The sequence below is a fragment of the Bernardetia sp. Wsw4-3y2 genome (assembly GCF_037126295.1).
Lineage (GTDB): Bacteria > Bacteroidota > Bacteroidia > Cytophagales > Bernardetiaceae > Bernardetia.
This window is the reverse complement of the sequence record NZ_CP147017.1, coordinates 3,466,469-3,492,355: the sequence shown is the minus strand read 5'-3', so window position 1 is coordinate 3,492,355 and position 25,887 is coordinate 3,466,469. Positions and strand designations below refer to the sequence as shown.

Genomic DNA, 25,887 nt, shown 5'->3' with positions numbered 1-25,887 from the left:
AGACTGTATAACAGGAAAAGGCAAGGCGTTTTCCCTACAAAAAAAGGAAATTTACAATTCTCCTTTAACTCTTCAAACTCTGTGGTTAAAAAGAAATTCGTATTCCTCTGTGTTCTCTGTAACTCTGTGTTCAATAAAGTATTTTTATTTACGTTGAAACAAAAATTTCACGAAATCAAAAGCAGAATCAGCTATATTTCTGCCAATCAAATCCATTGCAAAATTGACTGTTTTTTCTACGGCTGCGTCAGTTCTTTCAAAGTTTTTGCTATCATCTTTTACCCAAAAACGAATCAAAAATTCAGTTTCTGCCCAAAGAAGTTTATCATATTTGCTTCCTACAAACATACGTTGTTCTACTTCTCCTGTATCCATTCCTTCTTCTAAAAGAACATTTATATATTCATAAAAACCATTTTTGAAGTCTGCCAAAATTTTTCTTCTAAACCCTCCATTTCTTGCGCTAAGTTCATTAGTTACAAAACTGCGATTTTCTTTCAAGACTTCTACCAACGTAAAATAAAAGGCAAGTAACTTTTCACGCACCATATATTCTGCATAAACGGATTCAGAACGCAAACGCTGAACAGTTTCTGTGAGATATTCTCCCCAAATTTCTTGTTCTATATTATTGAAGCTAGAATAATTATCATAAAAATATTTTTCATCTTCTCCTAGCTCTGCCATTAGGTTATAAGGCGTTGCAGGAGCTTTTCCATGTTGTCTGATATATTGAATAAATGCGTTTTTGATTTGCTGTTTTGCTGTGGTGGTATTTTCCATTTATAATAAACTATTTTTTTGGTTTAATTTTAAATCTAATGTAATCTAAACGAACATTGTCATAGAATGGTTTTGATAATTTTTTTGTTCTTTTTATTCAATTAAACAAATGTCCTTCTCATCAAATCTTTAAGGCTTTGATACAATCTACCTCTTGTGTACCACTTTGAAATATGAGGTATTAAAGCTGTCTTTGATTGATTATTTGTGTCTTGTGTTTTAATATTTACTGGAAATATTTCTTTTTTAATTGGATTTAAAAACCAACTGACATAGTTAACAAGTTTGTTTACAGGAAATTCAGATTTAGGCATTACATTTCCATATATTTGGATGTATATAGCATCCTCTTCTCTTGTTATGGGTGTTTCAATATAATAAATGATTCTCTTTCCTTCCTCATTAAATCTAGAAAGTCCATATCTGCTTTTCTTCTCTTCTTGTTTTTCGTTAATTTTTTCTAAAGGCAATTCTTTTTCTTTCTCAAAATTAATTAAAATAGATTGATGAATACTAGCAGAAATTTCAAACTCCTTTGCTTCAAGACCTTCATACTCTGCTACTAAAATAATACTATCTTGCTGTTGAAGAGTATCTTGAGGAATCAGAAATGAAAAAATTCCATTTTCTAAAGAAGTTGTTTTATGTTCTGTGCCTTTTATAGAAATGATAGCTTCTGATAAAACCTCATTTCCATTAACTACTTTTCCATTGATAGCAAAAGGAGGAGCTATACTTTCTAATGAATCCGTTTCAATCTTTTGATTGTATTCTACTTGTGTTGTGTCATTTTGTGATTTGGCAGTTGTAGAAGTTATAAAAAAAGCAACTGAAGCTGCTGCCAATTCTTTAAAGAAAAATCTTCGTCTTGGAGTTTCTGTTTTTTCTTTTTGAGGTTGTAATGTTCGGTTTACTTGTGTTGTAGAGAATAAACCACACGTTTTTTGACTTCCTATTTTTTTGAAATAATCAACAATTTCAGCATCTGTCATAGACGAAAAATCAATAACTACTTTCTGACAAGAACCACAAAAAAGCCCTCTTTCTGCTGGACTCATAGTATTCAAGTCTTCATGACACGGCTTTGGTATCTGTATTTTCATTTTACTTTCAGTTTTTTTGAATACACTTTAATCTTAAAACAAACGAAGAGCAAGGGATAAATGCTGCAAAAAATAATACAGACTCATTCCTCTTTATTTTATTGATGCTCAAAAGATAATTTATCCATAAAATAATCTAAGATAAGAGAAAATTATATCTAATTATATATCAAAAAAAGCAACAATTTCTTGTTACTTTTCTTGTGTTTAACATTTTTTTTCCTGTTTTAATTGGAATATTGTTAAAGCTATTTATCTTTACAAAATAATTTTTCGTGTCTAAAAAAATAAAAGAAATGACCTCAAAAGAGTTTTTAATGAAAGTAATAAGAAAATTTCCATCAAGTATGAAATTTTCTGAAAATAAAATCAAACAAATGATTTTAAAGGAGAAGTCTTTGAAAAAACTTAATTCATTTTATTCTGACTTAGATAATAACGAAAAAGAAGTATTTCACACTTCTTATGCCAAAATGTTTAGAGATAATTCTACTAGTTTATCTGAATCTTTAGATACTACTTGGTCAGTAAAGTTTGCAAATGCTACTGTAAAAGTACCTCTACAATCAAAGTCAATGTGGTTAGATTGGGACACAGCTGTTTCTATTGTTGGTCATGATATTGAAGTAAAAGAATTTTATAAAAAACTTATATTATCAGAGTACAAACCCAAACTTGTTTTTGATGTAGGTGCTAATTATGGAACCCACTCTATATTGTTTTTGGCAAACGGAATTCCTACTATTACATTTGAACCTAATCCAGCTTGTTATGATAGCTTCGACAAAATGGCAACTATCAATAATTTAAGTTATAATTTAGAAAAAGTAGCTGTAGGAGATAAAGAAAGTAGAGAAACGCTTATTTTTCCAGAAAAAGACACTTGGCTAGGAAGTATTACAAAAGAATATGCCTCTACGATTAATACTTTCGAAAAAGTAAAAAGTATTGAGATAGATGTAATTACGCTAGATAATTATACTAAATCAAAAAATAGTATACCTGATTTTATAAAGATAGATACAGAAGGTTTCGAAATAAATGTAATTGAAGGTGCAAAAAATCTATTACAAAATAATCCTATTATCATTACTTTTGAGTGTATAAAGGAAGAAGAAAAAAAACAATTGTTTGACCAATTTGATAGTATTAATTATCAAATTCATCAACTACAAAACATATCTAAAAAACCTTTAAGTAAAAATGATTTTATTCAATCAACGTATGTAAACTTTTTGGCAATTAACTCTGAACATCCAGCTTTGGAATCAAGCTTATTTGAATAATTAATTTTTCAGAATTTCCAAGCCTGCCCATTTTCACCATACAAACTTTCATAAACACGATGAGCAATTTGAAAACCTCTATATTTTTCTGCAACTCCTCTTATCTTTTGATGTAAGTCTGTTTCTTGTTTATGAATCAATAGTTCATTTATTTCTTCTGCAATTCGTAAGTATTCTTTTTCAGTAAATTCATTCATAATAGAACCAATTTTATATTTTTCTATTGTCTGCGAATCATCTGAAATATTTGGTGTAATAACAACAGGAAGCCCCATAGACCAGTATTCACCTGTTTTTATGGGTGTTCCATAGCGTTTTGAAGCAGCAGGCTTAAATGGCGTAACTCCAAAATCTCCCAAACCAATATAAGCTGGGATATGCTCATGAAAAACAAATTGTGTAGTAACGATATTTCTATCCAAACCACTCACTTTGCAATACAAATTTATTTCCTCTTCTTTGTGAGAAGTAAGGATTAATACTCTAAATTTATCTCCCCAATAATTATGACAGACTTTCCAAAAATCAAAGATTTCTTTTTCTAAGTATGAGCTTCCAAACTTTCCTGCATAGACACTTACTATTTTATCTTTCAATCCTAGCTCTTCCAAAAGTTTTGGGTCTTTTCTTTTATTAAAATCAAATAAATTCAAATCTACACAAGCAGGTTTTGACTCCAAACAACGCTTGGAAACATCCACTCCATATCTAGTTGCAGCATAGTTTTGCATTTCATTGACACAAGGAATAAAAGCAGAAGCATGTTTTGCTTCCATTTTCTCTAAGTTCCAAAGAATTTGAAAAGCACGACTATTTTTTGTCCAAGTATTACTTTCTAGCATCGTTTCTGCGTGAGGTTCAAAACTATCAATAATTAGTTTTTTTCCTGTTATTTTGGATAAAATAAACCCACCTGCTCCTGCTGTTACACAAAAAGGATGTATAAATCGTATATTTTTTGCATATATTGTTTTTACTAAGGTACTAATTATTCTTATCCAGTTGAGCATAGCACGAGTTCCGAAAGGATAATACGGAAAATCTAACAAATGAATATCAAATTCGTTTTGAAGATGTTGTTTTACGTCATTTTTTTGCTCCTCACTCATTTTGAAATGAGGTTGTTCTAATGTCATTAAATATATTTTACTATCTTTTGGTAAATATTTTTTCATAATTTTGACGTAAGGCAAGGTATAAGTTTGCATTAGTGCATCTCTAAATGAAAAAAATGTCGGTATAAGAATATGAGCAGGCTTCAAGATAATTATAAATGATTAATGGTGAATTGTTAATAGTAAACTTACACAAAAACAAAATGCTTTAATTATTCTAAATTTTTCACAATTAAATTATAAATTCGTTATTCATTCTAACTTCAAAATCTAAAATCTAATTTTTTATATGAAATTCCTCACAAAATTAAGCGTATTATTTACATTTTCCCTATTTGCTTTTTTATTAATGGCTTGCCAGACTGAAGATATTATGAAAAAAGTTGTTGGTGTTACTTGGATTCGTTCTTTCGAAGACGATAAAGATGGCACACAAGCCTACCGACCAGAAACCTATGAATTTCCTCCTGCTCGTGGGCGTGAAGGATGGAGATTTGAAGAAGATGGAACACTTACAAAACAAGCCATTGCACCAACAGATGGCTATATATCTCAACGAGGAAAATGGAACTTTTATACTCAAAAAGGCAAACCTATTTTAGATATTATCTTAGAAATTGTTCAAGAAGACATAGACAAAAAACAAGATGAAAAAGTACAAAAATTGAAGTATGAAGTTATTTCAGCTTCTGATTCTATTTTTTTTGTAAGACCAATGGACGAAAACTAAACTTATTGTATTTGCAAAATGCAGGAATAGTCTAAATTATTTCTGCATTTTACTCATTTTAGAAACTAATTTATGAATTACTCTACTTTCAGAATACGAATTTACACTATTATAGAACGTGGTGAAAAACACGATAAAAAAAGTGTTTATTTTGACTATTTCATAATTATACTAGTTCTTTTAAGTGTCATTTCTACTATTTGGGAGTCCCATTCGACAAAAATTGGAGGAAAAGATTATAAAGTCTTTTTTGATTTTTTCGAATTTTTTTCTATTGCTATTTTTACGATAGAATATTTACTTCGCCTTTGGACTGCACCTCTCAAATATCCTCACCTCTCTACTTGGAAAGCCTATCTAAAATATATTTTTTCTTTTATTGCGCTCATAGATTTACTAGCCATTCTGCCGTTTTATTTACCCTTTTTGGGAGTAGAAGACCTACGTCTTTTGAGAATGATGCGATTACTTCGACTCTTACGTGTCTTTAAACTCAACCGTTATTCTCGTGCCTTAAACCTCGTTTCAGATGTCTTAAAAGAAAAAGGGGAAGAACTTGTAACAACTGTGTTTTTTGCATTGATTTTACTTTTAGTCTCTTCAACATTGATGTATTATGTAGAACATGAAACCAACCCTGAAGGGTTTCCTAATATTATTGCTACGCTTTGGTGGGCTGTTGTTACGCTCACTACGGTAGGTTATGGCGATGTTGTCCCTGTAACGATGCTAGGGAAAATACTAAATGGAGCAACTGCTCTTATCGGAATTGGCGTGGTTGCACTTCCCACCAGTATTTTGAGTGCTGGTTTTTTAGAAAAAGTAGAAGAACGCAAAAAAGCTGAAAAAGAAGCAAAAGAACAAATCGAAAAACAGCTTTTACAAGAACTAAAAGAACGAAATGGAGAAATAGAAAAAGAAGAATCAGAAAACTCTACTACTCATTCTACACATCTTTGTTATTGTCCTCACTGTGGAGGGAAATTGCCTGAAATAAGTTGAAAATATTTCAATGGATTTTTGATATAAGTTTCACAATGAATAAAGAAGAATACAAAACAGTAAGCCAAGAAGATAAAATAAAATATTGGTCAGACACACTTACAAAAAATCAAAACACTTGAACCAAATATAGAAGAGCTACTAAAAGAAGTTATTGCAAGATACTGGAAAAATTATTGGAACAAACAAAAAATATGGAAAGCATCAGAAACCTAAATTCTCTACTTTCTCTTATCTCACTATTAAAGATTCTATCCTCTCAAAAAACTCATTCATCTAACTTAATTTACATATTATCAATAATTTACTTAGATAATTGATAAAAAATGCTAACTTAGACTTGTAAAGTTTAAAAGAAGCATGTACTTTGCCTAATAAACCTTAAAACTAGCATTAACTAGTTTTTCAAGAAATGAGATAATAACTTAAAACTTCCCTTATGTCTGCAAATATGGGCGAAATAGAAATAGCCGAACTACGCAAACTGACGACTTTCATCAAAGATAAATTTGATTATAACTTTAAAGATTATGCTATGTCGTCTTTTCGAAGACGTATTAAGCGTATGCTTGACTTGTATAAACTTCAAACTGTCGACGAACTAATTCATATTTTAAATACAAAAGAAGGATTTTTTGAGGAGTTTGTTTCTGAATTGACTGTAAATGTTACTGAAATGTTTCGTGACCCTACTTTTTGGCGTGTCTTACGTGAGCATATCATTCCTAACATTATGCTCAATCATAACAAAATAAGCATTTGGCATGCAGGCTGCTCGTCAGGAGAAGAAATTGTTTCTATGTCTATTGTTTTAGATGAGATGGGAATTTTGGATAAGGCTAAAATTGTAGCGACAGATATTGACCGTTCTATTATTGCAAAAGCAAAAGAAGGGCGTTATCCTCTAAAACACATGGAGGTAAACCGTAAGAATTATTTGCGTTATCAAGGTAAATATTCTTTAGAAAAATATTATACAGAAGTCGGTTCAGAAGCTGTAATTAATAAGTCTCTTTTAGAAAATGTATCGTATCGCAAACACGATTTGGTACAAGGAAGTGTTTTTTCAAAGTTTGATTTAGTTTTGTGTAGAAATGTAATGATTTATTTTAATCAAACTCTACAAAATCAGGTGTTACACCGTTTGCATGAGAGTTTATTCAAATATGGATATTTGGTAATTGGCTCAAAGGAATCTTTAATTTGGTGTGATATTGCACATAAATTCATTGTTGTCAATAATGAAGAGAAAATTTATAAGAAAATTAAAGATTAATCTATTTCTTTATTTTCAATAATCTGATTTCTAAATTATACATTTCATTTTGTATAAAAATATTTAACTATTCTTTTTTAAGCTACTAGCAAGCTAATTTTGAGCTAAATGGTAAAAGAAACACATATTACAAATAAGTACAAGGCAATCGTAATTGGAGGTTCAGCAGGAAGTTTTCAGCCTATGGTTCAGATTCTTTCTTCTATTCCTCGTGAGTTTCCATTGCCTATATTTCTGTGTTTGCATCGGCTCAAACATGTACGTCATGGTTTTGTAGAAGCTCTTTCTATAAAAAGTCAGAAAGAAATCATTGAACCCATGGACAAAGAAAGTATTAAAAAAGGACTTGTTTATTTAGCTCCAGCTAACTATCACATGGCAGTAGAATTAGGAAATTCTGTATCTCTAAACACAGAAGATTTAATAAACAACTCTCGTCCTGCAATAGATATTACTTTTGAGTCGGCTGCTTATGTCTATCGTGACAAACTTATAGGTATTTTACTTTCAGGAGCAAATAAAGATGGTGCAGCAGGAATGCAAAAAATAAAATATAGAAAAGGTCTTACTATTATTCAAGATATTGAAGAAAGTATGATTAATGCAATGCCATTGGCTGCAAAAAATATCGTAGATATTGATTATGAATTAAAGGTAGATGAAATTATAAGTTTTTTATTGAAACTAAATAAAATCTATCAACAATAAACACAAAAAATGTAGCATGCTCTTTAAGAGTGTAAAAGGAATTAAAATTTTTAAGAATAAATGAAAAAATTCTTTCAAAATAGCATTTGGTTTGGTTTGGCTGTAGGAATATATGCCATTGGTATTTTTGTATCTGGATTTTTATTACTTAGATTAAGTGAAACAATTTCAGGAGCAGGAATTTCAGATGAAAACAGTAACTTTTTGATGGCTTTTATCCTTTCAGAACTGTTATTAGGACTTATTCTAATGGTTGCTTTTTATGTACAATGGCAACGCAAGCAAGCACAAGGAGATATTATATATGTAGATAGATATGTAAATGAAGACACACAAGAATCAGAAATAACCACAAAAACTTCAGATTGGAATAACGAAAGAATCATTTTATCAAATATTCTCAAAAACCCTAATAAATCACAGTCTGCAAATGATATTCTTAGACATATTTGCAATGAATTAGAAGCTGTTTCAGGAGCATTTTATATAGCTCATATAGAAACAGACTCAAGAAAAATTGAACTCGTAGCTGCTTATGCCTTTGCTTTGCCTGATAGTCACACATTATTTTATGAATTTGGAGAAGGAATTGCTGGACAAGTAGCTAAAATAGCACAAAAAACATATATTAAAAATATTCCAAAAGGGTATCTAAATGTACTTTCTGGTTTAGGAGAAAGCCAACCTTCTGTTCTTTTGGCTGTTCCAATTCAACAAGACAATACAAAAAAAGACATAAAAGAAAATCCTGTAAAAGGAGTAATTGAACTCGCTTCATTCAAGGATTTTACCAACTCAGAGAAAGAATACATAGATAAAGTGGCTGATTTAGTTGCCAAACATTTATAAAATTTAAAATTATTGTTTACTTTTAAGAATAAATCTAACCTGTTAATTATTCTCTTTAATTAATCCCTTTAATTAATTTCTATGCGCAATCGATTCAGCATTCGTAACAAAATCACGACACTACTCTTGGCAGTGGTGCTTATGGCTGCATTGGTACTTAGTTTAGTTTCATACAATAGGGGTAAAGAAGCTGTCGAACAGCGTTATTGGCAAAATCTTAAAGTAATCAATACACTTAAGAGCAAAGAAATTCAAGGTGTTTTTTCCCAGATTAGTTCTCATGTTGGTTTACTTCAAGAATATTCGGCTGTCTTACAATCACTTCGTAGTGTAAATACAATTAATGAAAATAAATACACAGACACACTACAAAGTAAACTTAGAAATCAATTAGATGACTCTTTGCTTCCTTTTCAAAAGACGTATAATTACCCAAATTTAGTTTTGGTAAATAAAGATGGGCGAATAATTTATAAAACCAATCCAGCAGCTGATTATCTCATTTTTGGTAGAATATATGACCGTTATCAAGTTCTCTTAACTCATGCCAATGATGGTATTTATTTTAATGAACCAAGAATAGCAAAAGAGCTTTCAGGTACTCCTAGCAGAATGGAAGCTATTGCACCTATTTATGACCCTAAACAAAATTATTTAATTATCGGATATATCATCGCAGAACTTGATATGGACGTAGTTTATGATGTAGTGGCAGACACAACAGGATTAGGACAAACAGGAGAAATTGTTTTAGCAAGGCAAAAAAGTGCTACTACACTTACCTTTTTGAATGACTTGAAGGAACAGAGAGCCAATACACCCAAAATTATAGGAGATGGGAAAGCTGAAGGCTTAGAAAGAGCTTTAAAAGAAAAAACAACAGGATACGGATTTTCAATAGATTATAAAGGAACTGAAACTCTTGCAGCATGGAATTATATCGAACCTGTTGGTTGGGGAATAGTAACTCAAGTAGACAAAAGTGCTGTTGAAAGTGATCTGAATGGACTTGTTATCGCATTTATATTGACAGGAGCAGTTATTATTATTGTAGCTGGTGGTCTTGCTTTTGGTTTTTCTACTGTCCTTACTCGTCCTATTGAAAGGCTACAAGTAGTATTAGGAATCGTAGCAAAAGGAGAATTACCAAAAGAAATTAAGAGAGAAACCAATGATGAGATTGGTCAGATGACAGAAGCTGTCAATAATTTGGTTCAAGCTCTAAAACGAACGGCAGACTTTGCCTATCAAATTGGAAAAGGAAACTATAAAGCTTCTTTCCGTCCAATGGGAAATAATGACACCTTTGGTAATGCCTTGATTACAATGCGAGATAGCATTCAAGACGCTGATAGTAAAGACAAACAAAGAAACTGGATTGTATCAGGTGTTGCAGAAGTAGGACAAATTTTGCGTGAATATCAAACTATTGAACTTCTTTCAGAAAAAATTATAGCTTTTATCACAGAAAAAATAAATGCTGTTCAGGGTAGCTTTTATGTTGTAGAAGAAGATGAAATTACACAAGAAAATACAATTGAAGTAAGTGCAACCTATGCCTATCACAAAAGAAAATACCTTAAAAAATCATTTCGTTTTGCAGAAGGACTAGTTGGGCAAGCAGCCATTGAGCAAGATATTATCCTTCGTACAGAAATTCCTGATAACTATATGACCATTAGTTCAGGACTTTTAGGAGAACAAAAGCCTAAAGCACTCCTTATTGTCCCTCTAATTACTGATGAGAAAGTATATGGAGTGATGGAATTTGCAGGTCTTTCAAGATTTACAGATACAGAAGTAAATTTTGTTCGTGAGATTAGTATCATCATTGCAAGAACAATTTTTAATATAAAAGTAAACGATCGTACTATTTCTCTTCTTCAAGAATCTCAACAAATGAGTGAAGAACTTCAATTACAACAGGAAGTTTTGCGTCAAAATGCTGAAGAAATGGAATCGACACAAGAAGAACTCCGTAAATCCAATGCACGACTAGAAGAGCAAATTTTGGAAGTAAATCGTACTCAAAAACGTATGCAGGTACTATTAGAAAATGCCTCAGAGGTAATTACGATTTATGAAAAAAATGGAAAAGTACGTTATATAAGTCCTTCAATAGAATCTATTTTAGGTTATGAGCAGTCTGAACTTATAGGAACAAATGACGTAGATAATGTTCAAGAAGGAAGTAAGGATGCTTTTAGACAACTTTTTGAAAACCTTTTGGAACATCCAGACGAAAATATTACCATTCAATACGAATATCGTAAGAAAAATGGTGATGCTGTTTGGCTAGAAGCCACAGGAACAAACCGTTTGAGCGACCCAGCTATTAGAGGAATCGTTATAAACTCTAGAGACATTACAGAGCGAAGACGTGCCGAACAAGAATCCCGTATGCGTGGACAAATGCAAGCACTATCTGAAAACTCACCTGACCTTATCATGCGTATTAATCCAGAAGGAAAGATTTTTTACATCAATCCAACTATTAAGAACCTTACAGGTTTAGAACCTTCTACACTGACAAATAAAATGATGAGAGGTTCGGAATTACCTATTGCCATTGTTAAAAGAATAGAAGAAATTACAGAAAAAGTAAATCGAACAGGAAACAAAGTTCTTAGAGAATTAGAAATTGATTCGGTTGCAGGTGAGCGTGTCATGCAAACAACAGCCATTCCAGAATATAATGATCAAGCCTATTTAGAATCTATTTTGGTCGTTTCTCATGATATTACCGAACGCAAACGAACTGAGTTTGAGGTAAGAGAAACCAACCGTAAAATATCAGAAAGCATCAATTATGCAAGACGTATTCAAGGTGCTATCTTGCCTGAAAGTCGTCATTTGCAAAGTATTTTTCCAGATTCATTTATCTTCTACAAGCCTAGAGATATTGTAAGTGGAGATTTTCCTTGGTATGTACAAAAAGGTGATGATGTATATATTGCAGCTGTTGATTGTACAGGACATGGAGTACCAGGAGCTTTGATTTCACTTATTGGTTATTTTATTCTAAATGAAATCTTGAGTTCTAGTCAAACGGTTCTATCTCCAGCTCAAATATTAGACAGACTTAATAAAGGAGTAGCTCAAACATTAAGACAAGATACTGAAGGAAATACAAAAGATGGTATGGATATCGCTCTTTGTCGTATTAATAGAAAACAAAACAAAGTAGAATTTGCTGGAGCGCATCGTCCTTTGTATATTTTACCAAAAGAAGGAAAATTAATACAGATAAAAGGTGATAGAAAGCCAATTGGTGGAGGTGCTATTTATAGCAAGTCTGATGATTTTAATAATCATAGTCAAAAAATTTCAAAAGGAGATTCAATTTATATTTTCTCTGATGGTCTGCCTGATCAATTTGGAGGAGACGATGATAAAAAGTTTTCATCTAAGCAAATTAGAGATATTTTGGTAGAAAACAGAACACAAAATATGGAAGAAATGCACCTTACCTTCGAAACTCATTTTGAGAAGTGGATGGGTAATAGCAAACAAATCGATGATATTTTGATGATAGGTATTAAGTTTTAATAAACTTACGTTGAAGTTCATTTATATTTTTAACAAAATCAACGTCTTTTTTTAATTTATTTTAAATCAGCCTTTGTTCTTCTAATAATTTATTATAACTTAAAGGCATGTTTAAACCAAAAAGGAGGAAAGTTTAAAATACATAGTGTATAAATAATGTTGATTTTCGCTGAAAAGCCCTTTTATTTGGACAAAACCTTTGCTTAGAACATTGTTTTCTATGTACATTTGTTAAACTGACTTATTAGCAGGTTTGTCAATGCAGATATTTTGACTCAACTATTTTACTTAATTGTTTTAAATATAGACTCTAAATTTTTTAAAGATATTCTCAAGACATTTTCAAGATATTAAGCCACTAATTATGAAATATATTTATGACTTACATAAAGTTATGCTCAAACAAAGCTTGCTTTTGGTATATGAAGGCGAGTTTAGTCAAGAAATAACCAAGGCTGTTTTGGCAATGGCAGAACGTAATATGGACTCCTTTGGCGAACAGCGTAAAGTCAAGACAAAGGTTTTTAATGTCATGGTAGAAGACCTGCAAAATATCTTTAAGCATTCTCAAAGTTATCAAGAAGAAATTTATGGAAAGAATAATGCTATTTTTTCTTTAGCCAAAACAGACGACCATTATTTTGTTCTCTCTGGAAATCCTCTATTTACAAGTGAAGTAGCAGCTCTAAAAAATCGTCTTGAAGAGATTAATTTATTAGATGCAGCTGGTCTGAAAGAAGAATACAAACGTATTATCAAAAGTAAAAAAGGAGTTGGGAAAGAAGGACTTTCTGATAAAGGAGGTGCAGGACTTGGATTCATTGACATGGCTCGTAAATCAGGTAATAAAATTCGTTTTGATTTTGAAAAAATTAACGACGAACTTTCATTTTTCTCTCTTCGCATGACTATTAATCGTAATCCTGATGCAGAAGGAGATGATTAAAACAAAATAGATATTTAAAAATTGTCAATAGGGTTTGACTTTTTCAAGATTCAATATATTATTTCAACTTACAACTCATTTTAGAATTTTATACTAAAAATACTCTATAAAGAATATGGACGTAATCAACTTAGAACCAACAGAAGACACTCCAAAAGTAATCTTAGACAAAGACCGTCAGGTATTCGAAATATCTGGTCGTTCTCTTCCAGAAGATGCTGCCGAATTTTATCAACCTATCTTAGATTGGTTAGATGAATACGAAAATCAAGTAAATCCAGATACAAAATTTATGTTTAAGTTGGAATACTTCAATACAGCATCATCAAAACTTATCTTAGATATTCTTTCTAAATTGGAAGAAATTGAAGGTGCATCTGTAATATGGTATTTTCATGAAGACGATGAAGATATGGAAGAAGCAGGAGAAGAGTTTTCTGATCTTGTAGATATTCCTTTTGACTTCAAAACCTATTAAATCAACATAGCTTTTTATAAAGCTATCTTAACTATGCGTTTTTATATAAAAATAATTATTTCAAATAAATTATTATTTTTATATGAAGTTAATTTACACAAATTGTATAATCTAAATTACCTTATTATCAGTAATTTAATTATTAATTGTCAATTAGTTTTTATAGGGTAATTTCGCTTAGTCTTCTCTATTCGAAGTTTGCCCTTTTATGCCTTTTAAGTAAAACTGTTTTACTACTAAATGTATAGATATTAGATAAGGAATCTAAAAAAGCACTAATTTTGAAATTACAAATCACTAATAATCACTATTTAAATTCGTAATTTTTAATTTGTAATTAGCTTCGCTGTTTTAACAAATCGTAATTGTTTCTAAAGAATAGAATATGAGTGAAGAAATACTAAAAGCCCTAACCCAATTATTTGCAGTTGTTTCTAAACAAGACGGTGGTGTATCTGAAGCTGAGCGTAATTTTGTTATTCGATTCTTCGAACAAGAATTAGATAGAAAAAGGCTTAGTGAATATGTAGCACTCTATGATCAGTATGCAGAATCGGGAGTAGATGGAGAAGAAGGTAAAGGTGCAGAAGCAACAGCAGAAAATCCTGAGGACATAGTAATAATTAGAGAAGGAAAGACACCTGAAGAAATAGAGCAACAAGAAAAAGATAAAGCTAGAGCAATAAAGAGAGCAGCAAGAAAAGCAAAAAAAGCAGCAGAAGGAGGAAATAGTGGAAATATTCAGTTGAAAGATAGTATGCGTACTTTAAGAGTATGTAGAGATATCAATAAAACACTTGCTCAAAAGCAAAAAGTTATTGTTACTTTTAAGATTTTGGAGATGCTTGCCGTCGACAGAAATTTTAGTAGCCATAGATTAGAAATTATACAAACTGCTTCTGAAATATTTAGAATTCCAAAAGAAGAATATGAACTAATGGAAAATTTTGTCATATCGACAGATTCTCCTCAAATGTTTGATTCTCCAGATCTTTTGGTTTTTGATGAAGAAGCTCCACCAGTAGAAAGTAGAAAGAAATTTATTGATTCAGGTCTTTTAGATGGAGAAATTGTATTTATTCGTCTTAAAAGTGTTGAATTATATTTTACAAAATACAACGGAAATGACGAGATTTTCTTAAATGGTCAGCTTGTCAAAAAAGGAACAATTGTTCTCTTCTCAAATGGTAGTGTTTTCAAAACACCAAAAGGTGCGCCTCTCTATTATAGTGATTTAGTTACTCGTTATAATGATACAGCACAACAAAATCCAATTTCATTCAATGCTATTAATTTAGATTTTCGTTTTCCAGATGGAACTATCGGACTTCGCAATGTAAATATTGCAGAAGGTCCAGGAAAACTTCTTAGTATAATGGGAGCCAGTGGAGCAGGAAAAACCACACTTCTCAATGTTTTGGCTGGTTTAGAAAGCCCCTACAAAGGCGAAGTACGTATAAATGGTTTCAACCTTCATACAGAATCTGATATGGTAGAGGGCGTAATTGGTTACGTTTCTCAAGATGATTTATTGATAGAAGAACTTAGTGTTTATCAAAACTTGTATTATAATGCCAAACTTTGTTTCAAAAACCTTAGTGAAGAAGAGCTTGATGCTCGTGTTATGGAGGTTTTGGCAAGTTTAGGATTGGATAGAATAAAAGATATTACGGTTGGTAGTGTTCTTAATAAAATGATTAGTGGAGGTCAGCGTAAGCGTTTGAATATTGCTCTTGAGCTGATTCGTGAACCTGCTGTTATGTTTGTGGATGAACCCACATCTGGACTTTCTTCAAGAGATTCAGAAAATGTAATTGACCTTTTAAAAGAGCTTTCTCTCAAAGGAAAACTAATTTTTGTAGTTATTCATCAGCCTTCATCAGACATTTATAAGATGTTTGATAAAATGATTTTGCTGGATACAGGTGGTTATCCTATCTATTATGGAAATCCTGTTGAAGCGATTGCCTATTTCAAACGTGCAACTAATCAAGTAGGAAGTGATAATGGACAATGTCAGACTTGTGGAACAGTTACACCAGAACTTCTCTTCAATATTATTGAAGCACGAGTAGTTAATGAATATGGAGAATATACAGGAGTAAGAAAAATTGCACCTGCTGAATGGAATGACCTTTATAAACAAACACATTCGATTACGCCCGTAGAAACAGTTAATGAGCCACCACCAAATTCATTAAGTATTCCATCAAAGATAAAACAAGCTGCTATTTTTACTACTAGAGATTTTCTCTCTAAGATTAGTAATACGCAGTATATGATGATTAATCTGTTGGAAGCTCCTTTACTTGCTCTCTTACTTTCGGTAATTGTGCGCTTCAAAAATGCGAAGGATGCCGAAGAGTATGTATTTAGATACAATGACAACGTTCCTGCTTACATGTTAATTGCCATTATTGTTGCTCTTTTTATGGGATTGACAGTTAGTGCTGAGGAAATTATTCGGGATAGAAAAATTCAAAGGCGAGAATCCTTTTTGAATCTAAGTAGAATGAGTTACTTGACTTCAAAGGTTGGTATTTTATTTACCCTTTCAGCTATTCAAACACTTACTTTTGCACTCATTGGTAATACTATTTTAGAAATTCAGGGCATGTATTGGCAGTATTGGCTAGTTTTATTTACTATTTCTTGCTTTGCCAATGCTTTAGGACTTAATATTTCAGCTTCCTTCAATTCGGCAGTAACTGTTTATATTTTGATTCCACTGCTTTTGATTCCTCAAATGATTCTGAGTGGCGCAATATTTAGATTTGATCAGCTCAATAATTCTATTGTAGAAAAGGGTCGTATTCCACTTGTTGCAGACTTTATGGCTTCCCGTTGGGCATACGAGGCTTTAGCTGTCGAACAGTTTAAAGATAATCCTTTTGAAAGGCAGATTTTTGATGTCGAATTTGAGATTAGTCAGTATCAACACAAGGCGAATTTTTGGATTCCTAAAATGCAAGAAATTCTAGACCGTTCGGCAAATTATGCAGAAAGTGCTCAAAATGAAAATGCTGATTCTGTTATGGTATTGCTTCAAAATGATATTGCACTCCTCAAACACGAATGGGAAAGTGAAAAGGTAAATGAAATACTTGACCGTTTGAAAATTCAGTCAGAAGATTTAGAACTCTCTTCCGAAGAGCAAAAGCTATTGAATATTGATTTAGAAAAAACTCTTCAAATTATAGAATTTGATAGGGCAATGGCTGATAAACTAAAAGCTGTTTTAGAAATGATACGTTCGAAAGTATTGACTCCTAAATTTGTGATGGCTGGAGAGCGAAAAGACAGTATCATAAATGCTATGGAACAAGATCCTTCTAACAAGCTTTCAGTAGTCGAACTCAAAAATAAATACACCAATGAATATTTGGAATCACAAGTAAAAAATGAAATGATTAAGGATAAATATGTAGAAGGAAATGGATTCTTGGTACAACAAACAGACCCTATTTTTGCTGTTCGTAATCCAAACAACCTTTCTGGACCTTTAGATTATCGTACTCATTTCTTTGCCCCTGAGAAACAATTCTTGGGTAATTATTTTGATACTATGTGGTTCAATGTATTTGTAATGTGGGCAATGACAATTTTCTTACTTGTTACTCTTTATTTTGAGTTACTCAAAAAATTAATTGATGTACTTGGAAGTATTAACTTTAAGAGGAAAAAGAAAAAATAACTCAAAACAACTTTTAAAACAATTTTGATTTATTACTTGATTTTTCTAATAGATTTACTAATTTAGTTTATTATTTAATTAATTATTTCCGTTTTAGAGCTAAATCTATTTAGTTTATCGAAATTCATATTATTAAAATTATTTCAATTACGTCAATATTCTCTTATATGAAACATTTAGTTTATTCTATTCATACCAGTTCTATAATTAAGAAAAAAATGCTTTCTATGAAAAAATTACAACTTATCGCTTTTGTGCTTGCTTTTGGTCTTTTCACACTTACTTCTTGTGGAGGTGACAAACCAAAAGAAGAAACAACAGGAACAACAGAAGCTAATGCAGGAACTACTGACACAGGAACTGATGAAGATATTTTAGCTCCAGGGGTTATGAATGATATTATTCAATCCATTCCATCACCTTTAGAGGTTTCTATTCTAATAAAAGATTTGGGAACAGATTATCATAAAGATAATTTGAGCAATCCTGATTTGGTAGATAACTATACCAATAACTATAAAAAAGCTCTTAATTTAGGAGTTTATAGTACAGATTTGGGTTATGCAAATATTTATGAAAAGAATCAAGATGCCTTAAATTATCTTAATTCTGTCAAAAAACTAGCTGATGGGCTTAATATTGGGCAATTTTTCGATTACACAACTATTAAAAAACTGACTCAATCAAACAAAGATTTAGATTCTCTTTTGCAACTTACAACTCAGAATTTTGAAAAAATCAATACTGAACTTCGTAAGCAAAAACGTGAGTATTTGAGTATTCTTATTCTTACAGGTGGTTGGTTAGAAGCTAATTATATCACTTCTTTAGTTTTTAAAGAAAGTGGTAACGAAGACCTTAAAGAAAAAATAGGAGAACAAAAACTTGTTTTGAATCGCATTCTTTTAGTCTTAAATGTTTATAAAAACAAACCTAATTTTAGTGGATTTATAGCTGATTTAGAAGAACTCAAAAAAGTATATGAAAATGTAGAAATTGTAGAAAAAGATGGACAGCCAAAAATGGAAGTAGTAAATGGTGAAATTGTAATCACAGATACGAAAGAAACAGTTGTCAATATATCTGAATCTGATGTACAATCTATCAATAGTTTGGTAGCTTCTATCCGTAATAAAATTATTAGTAATTAATTTTATCCTAAATTTTTGATATAAAAATATAATCAAAAAGTCCCCTTATTATATCAAATAAGCTGATTTTAATAAGAAATCAACATAAAATTTAAGATTGGACGGTTTTTTGATTATATCACATTAAAGAAGCGTTTGTATAATAAAAATGACAATCAATAAATAGTTATTGATCGTTTGAAGATAAATTAAAGTTTATCTTTACCTTTAGAAGTCTTCTAAAATGTAACAAAACCTTTGGTATAATTTAAGTATAATTTTAGGTTGGGAGAAACGTTTCTTTATTTTTATCTATCTTTTTTACTTTTGGAAAAGTATTTGCAACATCACTCATTATTAACCTAATTGTTACATTAATTATACTATTTCCTAATTCCTAATTGAACAAGTTTTTGTCCAAATAAGCAAAACGTATGAAACATTTATTAATTCTTTTCTGTGCTTTTTTCTTTGTCGCATTTGCAGCTACTGACGCTCAAGCACAATGTAATACTGACCTTTATAACAACCTTGCGCTCAAAAAGCTCGCTCCAGGTTATACTTTCGTAAAGAGCTACCGTATTGACGGTAAAGGTGGAAGCCGTAAAAAAATCGAATATACTTGTGTATTTAGTAAAGGTACAGATTATATGATTCGTATGGCTGGTAAAGATGGAGGTCCAAATGGTCTTATCGCTACTCTTTATGACTCTCGTCGTTCACAGTTAGCAACTAGTTACCTTAATAACAAGTATTATGATGGTCTTGTTTTCAAATGTGCTTCAACAGGTATTTATTATTTGAGTTTTACCTTTAAAGATTCAAATAGTTATTGTGGAGCTGCAGTGTTAGGTTTCCGTCGTTAAAACTCACTAATTATATAGAAAAAAGTCTACTAATTATATTAGTCAACTAAAGCTTTACAGAGCAAAAGAATACATCTTTTGCTCTTTTTTATGTTTTACAAATTATAATCATGACAAAAAAAACAATCTCTTTTTCACATCAAGCTAGATATCTGACTTTTGGAAGTTTATCTAATAAGACAGAGTACATTTGGATAGTCTTTCATGGATACGGACAATTAGCTGAATATTTTATAAAAAAATTTGAAGGCTTAAATTCTAAATATAATCCTGAACAGCATTATATTATTGCACCTCAAGGACTTTCAACAGCTTATTTAGAGAGTTTTACAGGAAGAGTAGGAGCAAACTGGATGACTAAACATGATAGAGAATTAGACATAGAAAATAACTTGCATTACTTAGAGAGTTTAATGAATAGCGAATTGAATGATATTGCTAGTATTGATACAACAGAGAAAAAAATAATCGTTTTAGGATTTTCACAAGGAGCTGCTACAGCAAGTCGTTGGATTGCTCATACCAAATTTGAAATTTCTGAGTTTTTAGTATGGGGAGGAATGATAGCTCACGATATAGATTCTATTTTTTATAAAAAGATGAAAGATAAAATAACTCTTTTTTATGGAGATAAAGACGAGTTTATAAGTGAAGAAGGATTGAAAACAAGCCTTATGAAATTAGAAAATTTAGGTATTACTCCAAATTTAGTTCCTTATAAGGGTACTCATAAAATATATACAGATGTTTTAAAAAAATTTATTGAAAACTCTTTAAGGTAGTTTTGAGTTATTTAGATATATACCTTTATTTATATATTTTTTAACCTAAACTATAATATATGTCAAATACACCAAAAGAAAGTCCTACTAACTTTACAGAAGAAGATTTTATACAACAAAAAAATCCAATAGTTACTCCTAATTCTCAGATTGAAGCAGAAGAACAAGTTGAAAAATCTAAATTCTATAAAGTAGCTACTAAAAAAGCAATTAAAGTAATTGCAAGTAGAAACAAAATGTTTGCCCTAATAAATAAAGCTTATACTCATTTTAATAATAAAGAAAATGAGCGACCAATGAGTCAAGAAGTAAAAGATAAGTTCAAAACACTTTTACGTTTAATTCGTGCGCTTTATAAAAAAGAATATAAAGATTTTCCTTGGGGTTCTTTAGTAAAAGCAACAGCAACCATTATTTATTTGGTTTCTCCATTAGATTTAGTCCCTGATTTTATTCCTTTTATTGGAATGATGGACGACTTTGCACTTATTTCTTGGACAATTGGTTCTTTGAGTGACGATATTAAAAACTTTGAAGACTGGGAAGAAGCACAACAAATTGCTCGTCTGACAACATAAAAATATTACGAAGAAATTGAATTTATTTTTACATAAAAAAATTATATAGACTTTGCTAAACTAGATTGGCAAAGTCTTTTTCATTTATAATCAAACCACTTGAGATGTAGAGCAGACTTCGATTGAATACAACTTAGATAAGTGGCTAAGCAGAATTATCCCTTCCTTATGTACAGCAAAATATATTTTACTTTATCTATGACCTAATCAATTTTGTTTAATATCATAAACTCTTGAACACATTTCTTTCCAAAAAATCTTTTTGCATAATAATTGCAGACTAAGAATATAGTTGGTAGATAACTTTTTGGTTATTTATATGCTATTTTTAAATATATGAACTTTAGCATTGTCTTTGATTAAGGTTAATTAATCAATTTTCAATCGTACTATTTATATTCAAACTTATTTTGGTTGTATGTAACAACTTTATTCATTCTCTTTTAAGAATCTCAAAATGAAATTATTTATGAAAAAATTGCTTTCTCTATTTCGTATAAGCATTTTTTGTGGTGTATGTTTTCTGATGACTACACAAGCTAATGCACAACTCTCAACAAGTTGGTGGAACTCTTTAGATAAAAACTGGAAAAATGTTTTTATGACTAAATTCGGTATTAGTGCTTCTCCTTCAACTGCCGAACTAAGTAAAATTTATGCTGCCGAAAAACTTGATTGTAAAGATAGTGGATTAAGCACATTAGAACCTTTAGCAGACCTTAAGAATCTAAAAATTCTTTGGTGTGATGGAAATTCAGGAATTTCTTCTTTAGATCCATTGAGAAATATTGTAGGACTTAAAGAGTTGGACTGTTCAAGCACAGGAATAAGTGATTTAGAACCTTTACGTTCGATGACAGGACTGAGCCGTTTAGATTGTTATGAAACTCGTATTTCTAATCTTGCTCCTCTTAGTGGAATGCGTAAACTTAGAGTATTAGATTTTTCAAATACACCTGTTAGCAATATTTTTCCATTGAAATACATCAAATCTTTAGAAGTGCTTTATATGGCTCGTACAAAAGTAGCTAGTCTTGCGCCACTAAAAGACCTTACTAATTTAGGAGAGCTTACTTTTTCCGAAACAAAAGTTTCAAGTCTTGCTCCTCTTTCTAATCTTTTAAAACTTAGAGAAATAGTTTTTGCAAAAACAGAAGTTTCAGATCTTTCTCCTCTTAGCAGAGCAAGTACGCTTTCAATTGTTTATTGTGAAGATACAAAAGTGACAGAAGCTGCTGCAAATGCTTTACAGAAAAAACAGCCTGACTGTACTGTATTTTTCTAAAAAATATTTGATTCTTATTAGTAGAAAATTTAAAAGTCTTTATTCAACAAAGAATAAAGACTTTTTTAAATAGAAAGATATAGTATTTGCTCTTTAATTTTAGAAGACGGTATTACTTATCCTTTATATTTGTATTCACTTAAATCTGTTCCTAAAAACTTTATTACAACAGATGCTTTTTGAGTTTCAAAACAAGATTGAATTGCCTTTTCTAGAGTTGGCATAACTTCACTTAGCTCTCCAAAAACTTGTGTACTGATGCCATTTACTTTTATTTTTAGAGCTGAGTTTTCAGAAATTTTTCTAATAAAGCTCTTTACAGTTGGTTTATAATTTTCTGTAAGTGGATAAACACTTATTTCGACGGAAACTATCATATTTTTTTTAAAATTAGTTGAAGATAAATAGAATTTTACACAAAAATAAGACTATCTCTTCTTTATTTTATCAATTTTATCTCTTACATTTTTAGGAACTCGTTTTTTAGGAGAATTCATTTCTAAAAGTCCTCCCAAAAGCTCTGGGTCAATGCTTGTAACAATAGTTTCTAATGTTTCCATGCGCATTTCTAGTTCATGATTACGTTGTTTTAACTCTTCTACTTCCTCTTTTTCTTTATTAGCAATTGATTTAGTATTGAAAAAAGCAACTTTTGTAAGCACTCCGATAAGAAAAACTGAACAAGCAAAGGCAAAGATCATCATTAAAGCAGCCATAAAATAGTGATTAGTGTAGTGAAATAATTGATAGATAAATATGTTTTGTTTTTTAGATTCAATAACTGAAACAGATAGTGTCAATAATAAGTTTACACAAAAAAAAGTCCGATAACTTATCGGACTCTTTTCAACTTACAACTTAACCCTATTGATATGAAAACATTGAAACTATGAAAAAAGGTAAATAAGCATTTTTTTAAAACTATATATTCTCATATTATTTCCACGTTTTCAAAACTTTGAATTTCTGTTTTCCAAAGAATCCCTAAAACTATCTTTGAAAAAAATTCTTTTGACAATATAATGATAAAAAGCAAATCAAAAAAATATAACTCATTGATTATTAACTAATTAGCATCTTATTGTATTAATAGAACGGAAAACATCTTGGTTTGGTTTCTTAAAAAGGACTAATTATCTACAAATTCTGAATTTATTTTTAATTTTTAGTAAAAAATCAATAATCTTTTTAATTTTCAAACCCCTTTTAACTAATTTTAAACTTATAGAGTCCATTGGTCTTACCAATATAGTATTTCATCTCGTTTTATAAAGTGTTGATAACATATAACGTTACTAAGAGCCTGTTCGAGTTTAGATACATAAAAAAGAACATCAGATTTTTTTATTAGTTAAGTTATTGATTTTCAGTTACTAATTAAAATATCAATGACTATGTTTACTAATGAATATTTATCTGATGCTCTTTGGCAATATATGAAAAAATTTATACCTTTTTCGTACTTGGAAAGAAAACGCAAACACAGTTTGTATAATATCTTTTCAGGACTATTTTACATCACTCGTTCTGGCAGTAGTTGGCGTTTACTTCCCAGTAGTTATGGTATTCCTTGGAGTAGTTTGTATGACTACTTTAGCAAATGGCAGAAGATGGGTTGGTACAAAAAACTTTTGGACAAGTTGGTCACAAGAGAACGGTTGGCTCAAGGTAGAAATGCTAAACCCTCTTTGGGTTCTATAGACTCTCAAAGTGTACAAAGTGTATATGGAGGGGAAGCTATAGGTGTAGATGGTTACAAGCTCAAAAAAGGACGTAAACGGCATATACTGGTAGATACGCAAGGAAATTTACTAGAATTAGAGATTAGTCCAGCCAATGAAGCTGACGTGAATCAACTTGCTTATCTAGCTTATTTAGCTCAATTTAGAGGAAGAAAATTCTTTAAAATTCTTGCTGATGCAGGCTATAGAAGTGCTAGTTTGGCTGCTGAAATATTTAGTCAAACAGGAGTACAAATTGAGATTGTCAATAGTCCAAGAAGAGAAAAAAAAGAGGATAAAGCATTTGTACCTCAACCCAAAAGGTGGGTAGTAGAAAGAACTTTTGCTTGGCTTAATCAAAACAGAAGACTAAAAGTAGATTATGAGAAAACTGTAGATTCTGCTAAAGCATTTGTGTATTTAGCTATGATTTTAAACCTCATAAATAAAGGGGCTAGAAGAAAGAAAAAATAAAAACTCGAACAGGCTCTAAAGCAGCTTATAATAAAATACTTTTATACCCTTTATAATGCAATAATTACTAGTTAAAAATTTATTAGAAAAATCGTATCCAAATAAAAAATTATTTCCTATTTCGCTTAATTTTTTAAAACTTATGCAATCTATTTTTACACATATTTTTATAGTACCTATTTTATTAACTCTTTTTCTATTTAGTCCCATTGACTTTATACAAGCACAAAATTTATATTTTCCTCCCCTTGTAGAAACTGAAGATAATAACTGGGAAACAACAGCAAGCTCAGATTTAGAGTGGTGTGATGAGCGCATCGATAGCTTATACACATTTTTAGAAGAAAAAAACACAAAAGGTTTTATTGTCTTGAAGGATGGCAAAATTGTTTTAGAAAAGTATTTTGGAACATTTTCACAAGATAGTGTTTGGTATTGGGCATCGGCAGGCAAATCGATGGTAGCCACTCTTGTTGGGATTGCACAGCGTTCTAGTCTCTTAGATATTAACAAAAAAACATCAACCTATTTGGGTGAAGGTTGGACAAGTTTGACAAGAGAACAAGAAGACAAAATTACCATTCGTCATCAAATGACGATGACAACAGGACTTAATCCTCCAACTGATGCAGGAACAAATACCTGTTACTCTCCTGACTGTTTTACTTACAGATCAGAACCTGATACCTATTGGTACTATTATTCTGCTCCTTATCGTCTTTTGCAAGATGTTTTAGATAGCGCAACAGGAAAACCAATAAATCAGTATTTTGCCGAACGAGTAACTCGTAAAACAGGAATTACAGGAGCTTTTCTGAACTATATTTTGTTTTCTAAACCTCGTAGTATGGCTCGTTTTGGTCTTTTAATTCTCAATAAAGGTAAATGGGAAAATAACCCTGTTTTGAATGATGCTATGTATTTTGAACAAATGACAAATACTTCTCAACTTCTTAATCCTGCTTATGGATATTTATGGTGGCTCAATGGAAAAGATACTTATAAACTTCCTTCTTCTGATAGAGTTTTTGAAGGCTCTATTATTCCAAATGCACCTTCTGATATGATTGCAGCCTTAGGAGCAAACGATCAAAAAATTTATGTTGTGCCTAGTCAGGGTTTAGTTGTGGTACGAGTTGGAAATAGTGCAGAATCTGATCAGCTCAATGCTATTTCTTCTTTTGATAATCAGCTTTGGGGGAGAATATCTAATTTATCTTGCGATAGTCCTGTTTTAACGAATGAGGAAGAAGGAAAAGAAAATATGAAAATTTATCCAAATCCAAGTAATGAAAACTATTTCCTTAAGATTCCAAATGGTAGATATGAGGTTGCTATTCGTGATGCTTTAGGTAAAATAATTTATAAAGCAGAGGTTACTCATTCTTTTCGAATTGCTGCAAGTAAGTGGAAAAAAGGAATGTATTTTGTCGAAATCACACCTATTGGCACAAAAACCACTACTTATTTAAAAATTGTTAGAAAATAAAATCAAATTAAGTAGTGAGAAGATATATAACAAAAAGCCAATT

22 protein-coding genes are annotated in these 25,887 nt (G+C 30.9%); 17 read left to right on the top strand and 5 right to left on the bottom strand.

Translation table 11 applies throughout. The annotated features are described in order from the left end of the window. Positions 1–144 precede the first annotated feature (144 nt). Together V9L05_RS14180 and V9L05_RS14175 are read right to left on the bottom strand one after the other, a co-directional pair. Positions 145–783, bottom strand: a complete 639-nt coding sequence (locus V9L05_RS14180) for a TetR family transcriptional regulator C-terminal domain-containing protein (RefSeq protein ID WP_338812535.1) — start codon at positions 781–783, stop codon at positions 145–147. Positions 784–884: 101 nt separating this feature from the next. After that, positions 885–1,886 carry a hypothetical protein gene (locus V9L05_RS14175; RefSeq protein WP_338812534.1) on the bottom strand — a complete coding sequence of 334 codons (1,002 nt, stop codon included), beginning with the start codon at positions 1,884–1,886 and terminating at the stop codon, positions 885–887. A gap of 347 nt (positions 1,887–2,233) precedes the next feature. Here V9L05_RS14175 and V9L05_RS14170 point away from each other — a divergent pair, with 347 nt between their 5' ends. Further along, entirely contained in the window at positions 2,234–3,172 is a 939-nt protein-coding gene (locus V9L05_RS14170; protein WP_338812533.1) for an FkbM family methyltransferase, read from the top strand. An 8-nt stretch (positions 3,173–3,180) separates the two neighbouring features. Here the strand turns inward: V9L05_RS14170 and V9L05_RS14165 are convergent, their stop codons facing one another. Further along, positions 3,181–4,347: a glycosyltransferase gene (locus V9L05_RS14165; protein ID WP_338812532.1), complete on the bottom strand. Its 1,167-nt coding sequence runs from the start codon at positions 4,345–4,347 to the stop codon at positions 3,181–3,183. Positions 4,348–4,636: 289 nt separating this feature from the next. Here V9L05_RS14165 and V9L05_RS14160 point away from each other — a divergent pair, with 289 nt between their 5' ends. From V9L05_RS14160 to V9L05_RS14095, 14 genes are all read left to right on the top strand, one after another. Then, positions 4,637–5,017, top strand: coding sequence for a hypothetical protein (locus V9L05_RS14160; RefSeq protein ID WP_338812531.1), 381 nt, complete (start codon positions 4,637–4,639; stop codon positions 5,015–5,017). A 72-nt stretch (positions 5,018–5,089) separates the two neighbouring features. Continuing rightward, positions 5,090–6,019 carry an ion transporter gene (locus tag V9L05_RS14155; RefSeq protein WP_338812530.1) on the top strand — a complete coding sequence of 310 codons (930 nt, stop codon included), beginning with the start codon at positions 5,090–5,092 and terminating at the stop codon, positions 6,017–6,019. A gap of 439 nt (positions 6,020–6,458) precedes the next feature. Further along, positions 6,459–7,295 carry a protein-glutamate O-methyltransferase CheR gene (locus tag V9L05_RS14150; protein ID WP_338792593.1) on the top strand — a complete coding sequence of 279 codons (837 nt, stop codon included), beginning with the start codon at positions 6,459–6,461 and terminating at the stop codon, positions 7,293–7,295. A gap of 108 nt (positions 7,296–7,403) precedes the next feature. Next, positions 7,404–8,003, top strand: coding sequence for a chemotaxis protein CheB (locus V9L05_RS14145; RefSeq protein ID WP_338792594.1), 600 nt, complete (start codon positions 7,404–7,406; stop codon positions 8,001–8,003). A 60-nt stretch (positions 8,004–8,063) separates the two neighbouring features. Then, positions 8,064–8,852 (top strand): GAF domain-containing protein, encoded by a 789-nt coding sequence (locus V9L05_RS14140; protein ID WP_338812528.1) that lies wholly within the window; start codon positions 8,064–8,066, stop codon positions 8,850–8,852. Positions 8,853–8,933: 81 nt separating this feature from the next. Continuing rightward, on the top strand, positions 8,934–12,401 hold the full coding sequence (locus tag V9L05_RS14135) for a PAS domain S-box protein (protein ID WP_338812527.1): 3,468 nt from the start codon (positions 8,934–8,936) through the stop codon (positions 12,399–12,401). A 364-nt stretch (positions 12,402–12,765) separates the two neighbouring features. Beyond that, the gene (locus tag V9L05_RS14130) at positions 12,766–13,347 is read left to right on the top strand and encodes a SiaB family protein kinase (protein WP_338792597.1); all 582 of its coding nucleotides are present in this window, start codon (positions 12,766–12,768) and stop codon (positions 13,345–13,347) included. Positions 13,348–13,462: 115 nt separating this feature from the next. Continuing rightward, positions 13,463–13,825, top strand: coding sequence for a DUF1987 domain-containing protein (locus V9L05_RS14125; protein ID WP_014798847.1), 363 nt, complete (start codon positions 13,463–13,465; stop codon positions 13,823–13,825). Between the two features lie 385 nt (positions 13,826–14,210). Further along, complete coding sequence (locus V9L05_RS14120; RefSeq protein ID WP_338792598.1) at positions 14,211–17,519, top strand: ATP-binding cassette domain-containing protein; 3,309 nt, start codon at positions 14,211–14,213, stop codon at positions 17,517–17,519. A gap of 167 nt (positions 17,520–17,686) precedes the next feature. Further along, positions 17,687–18,670: a hypothetical protein gene (locus V9L05_RS14115; protein WP_338792599.1), complete on the top strand. Its 984-nt coding sequence runs from the start codon at positions 17,687–17,689 to the stop codon at positions 18,668–18,670. Between the two features lie 413 nt (positions 18,671–19,083). Then, on the top strand, positions 19,084–19,515 hold the full coding sequence (locus V9L05_RS14110) for a hypothetical protein (RefSeq protein WP_338768239.1): 432 nt from the start codon (positions 19,084–19,086) through the stop codon (positions 19,513–19,515). A 110-nt stretch (positions 19,516–19,625) separates the two neighbouring features. Continuing rightward, entirely contained in the window at positions 19,626–20,297 is a 672-nt protein-coding gene (locus V9L05_RS14105; RefSeq protein ID WP_338812526.1) for an alpha/beta hydrolase, read from the top strand. 59 nt (positions 20,298–20,356) lie between these two features. Continuing rightward, complete coding sequence (locus tag V9L05_RS14100) at positions 20,357–20,875, top strand: YkvA family protein (RefSeq protein ID WP_338792601.1); 519 nt, start codon at positions 20,357–20,359, stop codon at positions 20,873–20,875. Between the two features lie 469 nt (positions 20,876–21,344). Then, positions 21,345–22,160, top strand: a complete 816-nt coding sequence (locus V9L05_RS14095; RefSeq protein ID WP_338792602.1) for a leucine-rich repeat domain-containing protein — start codon at positions 21,345–21,347, stop codon at positions 22,158–22,160. Between the two features lie 116 nt (positions 22,161–22,276). Here the strand turns inward: V9L05_RS14095 and V9L05_RS14090 are convergent, their stop codons facing one another. Together V9L05_RS14090 and V9L05_RS14085 are read right to left on the bottom strand one after the other, a co-directional pair. After that, a complete protein-coding gene (locus V9L05_RS14090) occupies positions 22,277–22,537 on the bottom strand; it encodes a thiamine-binding protein (RefSeq protein ID WP_338812525.1) in 261 nt (86 codons plus the stop codon). A 51-nt stretch (positions 22,538–22,588) separates the two neighbouring features. Then, positions 22,589–22,876: a hypothetical protein gene (locus V9L05_RS14085; protein WP_338812524.1), complete on the bottom strand. Its 288-nt coding sequence runs from the start codon at positions 22,874–22,876 to the stop codon at positions 22,589–22,591. Between the two features lie 678 nt (positions 22,877–23,554). Between V9L05_RS14085 and V9L05_RS14080 the strand changes: the two genes are divergently transcribed. Both V9L05_RS14080 and V9L05_RS14075 read left to right on the top strand, forming a co-directional pair. Next, a complete protein-coding gene (locus tag V9L05_RS14080; RefSeq protein WP_338811837.1) occupies positions 23,555–24,355 on the top strand; it encodes an IS5 family transposase in 801 nt (266 codons plus the stop codon). Between the two features lie 142 nt (positions 24,356–24,497). Next, positions 24,498–25,844 (top strand): serine hydrolase, encoded by a 1,347-nt coding sequence (locus V9L05_RS14075; RefSeq protein ID WP_338812523.1) that lies wholly within the window; start codon positions 24,498–24,500, stop codon positions 25,842–25,844. Positions 25,845–25,887: the final 43 nt, after the last annotated feature.

Bases quoted from the DNA above. Each gene is read 5' to 3' on its own strand.
- V9L05_RS14105 (WP_338812526.1), top strand. From the start codon at position 19,626: ATGACAAAAAAAACAATCTCTTTTTCACATCAAGCTAGATATCTGACT.
- V9L05_RS14130 (WP_338792597.1), top strand. From the start codon at position 12,766: ATGAAATATATTTATGACTTACATAAAGTTATGCTCAAACAAAGCTTG.
- V9L05_RS14145 (WP_338792594.1), top strand. From the start codon at position 7,404: ATGGTAAAAGAAACACATATTACAAATAAGTACAAGGCAATCGTAATT.
- V9L05_RS14080 (WP_338811837.1), top strand. From the start codon at position 23,555: ATGTTTACTAATGAATATTTATCTGATGCTCTTTGGCAATATATGAAA.
- V9L05_RS14085 (WP_338812524.1), bottom strand. From the start codon at position 22,876: ATGGCTGCTTTAATGATGATCTTTGCCTTTGCTTGTTCAGTTTTTCTT.
- V9L05_RS14155 (WP_338812530.1), top strand. From the start codon at position 5,090: ATGAATTACTCTACTTTCAGAATACGAATTTACACTATTATAGAACGT.
- V9L05_RS14170 (WP_338812533.1), top strand. From the start codon at position 2,234: ATGAAATTTTCTGAAAATAAAATCAAACAAATGATTTTAAAGGAGAAG.
- V9L05_RS14135 (WP_338812527.1), top strand. From the start codon at position 8,934: ATGCGCAATCGATTCAGCATTCGTAACAAAATCACGACACTACTCTTG.
- V9L05_RS14110 (WP_338768239.1), top strand. From the start codon at position 19,084: ATGAAACATTTATTAATTCTTTTCTGTGCTTTTTTCTTTGTCGCATTT.
- V9L05_RS14090 (WP_338812525.1), bottom strand. From the start codon at position 22,537: ATGATAGTTTCCGTCGAAATAAGTGTTTATCCACTTACAGAAAATTAT.
- V9L05_RS14160 (WP_338812531.1), top strand. From the start codon at position 4,637: ATGGCTTGCCAGACTGAAGATATTATGAAAAAAGTTGTTGGTGTTACT.
- V9L05_RS14180 (WP_338812535.1), bottom strand. From the start codon at position 783: ATGGAAAATACCACCACAGCAAAACAGCAAATCAAAAACGCATTTATT.
- V9L05_RS14095 (WP_338792602.1), top strand. From the start codon at position 21,345: ATGAAAAAATTGCTTTCTCTATTTCGTATAAGCATTTTTTGTGGTGTA.
- V9L05_RS14100 (WP_338792601.1), top strand. From the start codon at position 20,357: ATGTCAAATACACCAAAAGAAAGTCCTACTAACTTTACAGAAGAAGAT.
- V9L05_RS14075 (WP_338812523.1), top strand. From the start codon at position 24,498: ATGCAATCTATTTTTACACATATTTTTATAGTACCTATTTTATTAACT.
- V9L05_RS14150 (WP_338792593.1), top strand. From the start codon at position 6,459: ATGTCTGCAAATATGGGCGAAATAGAAATAGCCGAACTACGCAAACTG.
- V9L05_RS14140 (WP_338812528.1), top strand. From the start codon at position 8,064: ATGAAAAAATTCTTTCAAAATAGCATTTGGTTTGGTTTGGCTGTAGGA.
- V9L05_RS14115 (WP_338792599.1), top strand. From the start codon at position 17,687: ATGAAACATTTAGTTTATTCTATTCATACCAGTTCTATAATTAAGAAA.
- V9L05_RS14120 (WP_338792598.1), top strand. From the start codon at position 14,211: ATGAGTGAAGAAATACTAAAAGCCCTAACCCAATTATTTGCAGTTGTT.
- V9L05_RS14125 (WP_014798847.1), top strand. From the start codon at position 13,463: ATGGACGTAATCAACTTAGAACCAACAGAAGACACTCCAAAAGTAATC.
- V9L05_RS14165 (WP_338812532.1), bottom strand. From the start codon at position 4,347: ATGAAAAAATATTTACCAAAAGATAGTAAAATATATTTAATGACATTA.
- V9L05_RS14175 (WP_338812534.1), bottom strand. From the start codon at position 1,886: ATGAAAATACAGATACCAAAGCCGTGTCATGAAGACTTGAATACTATG.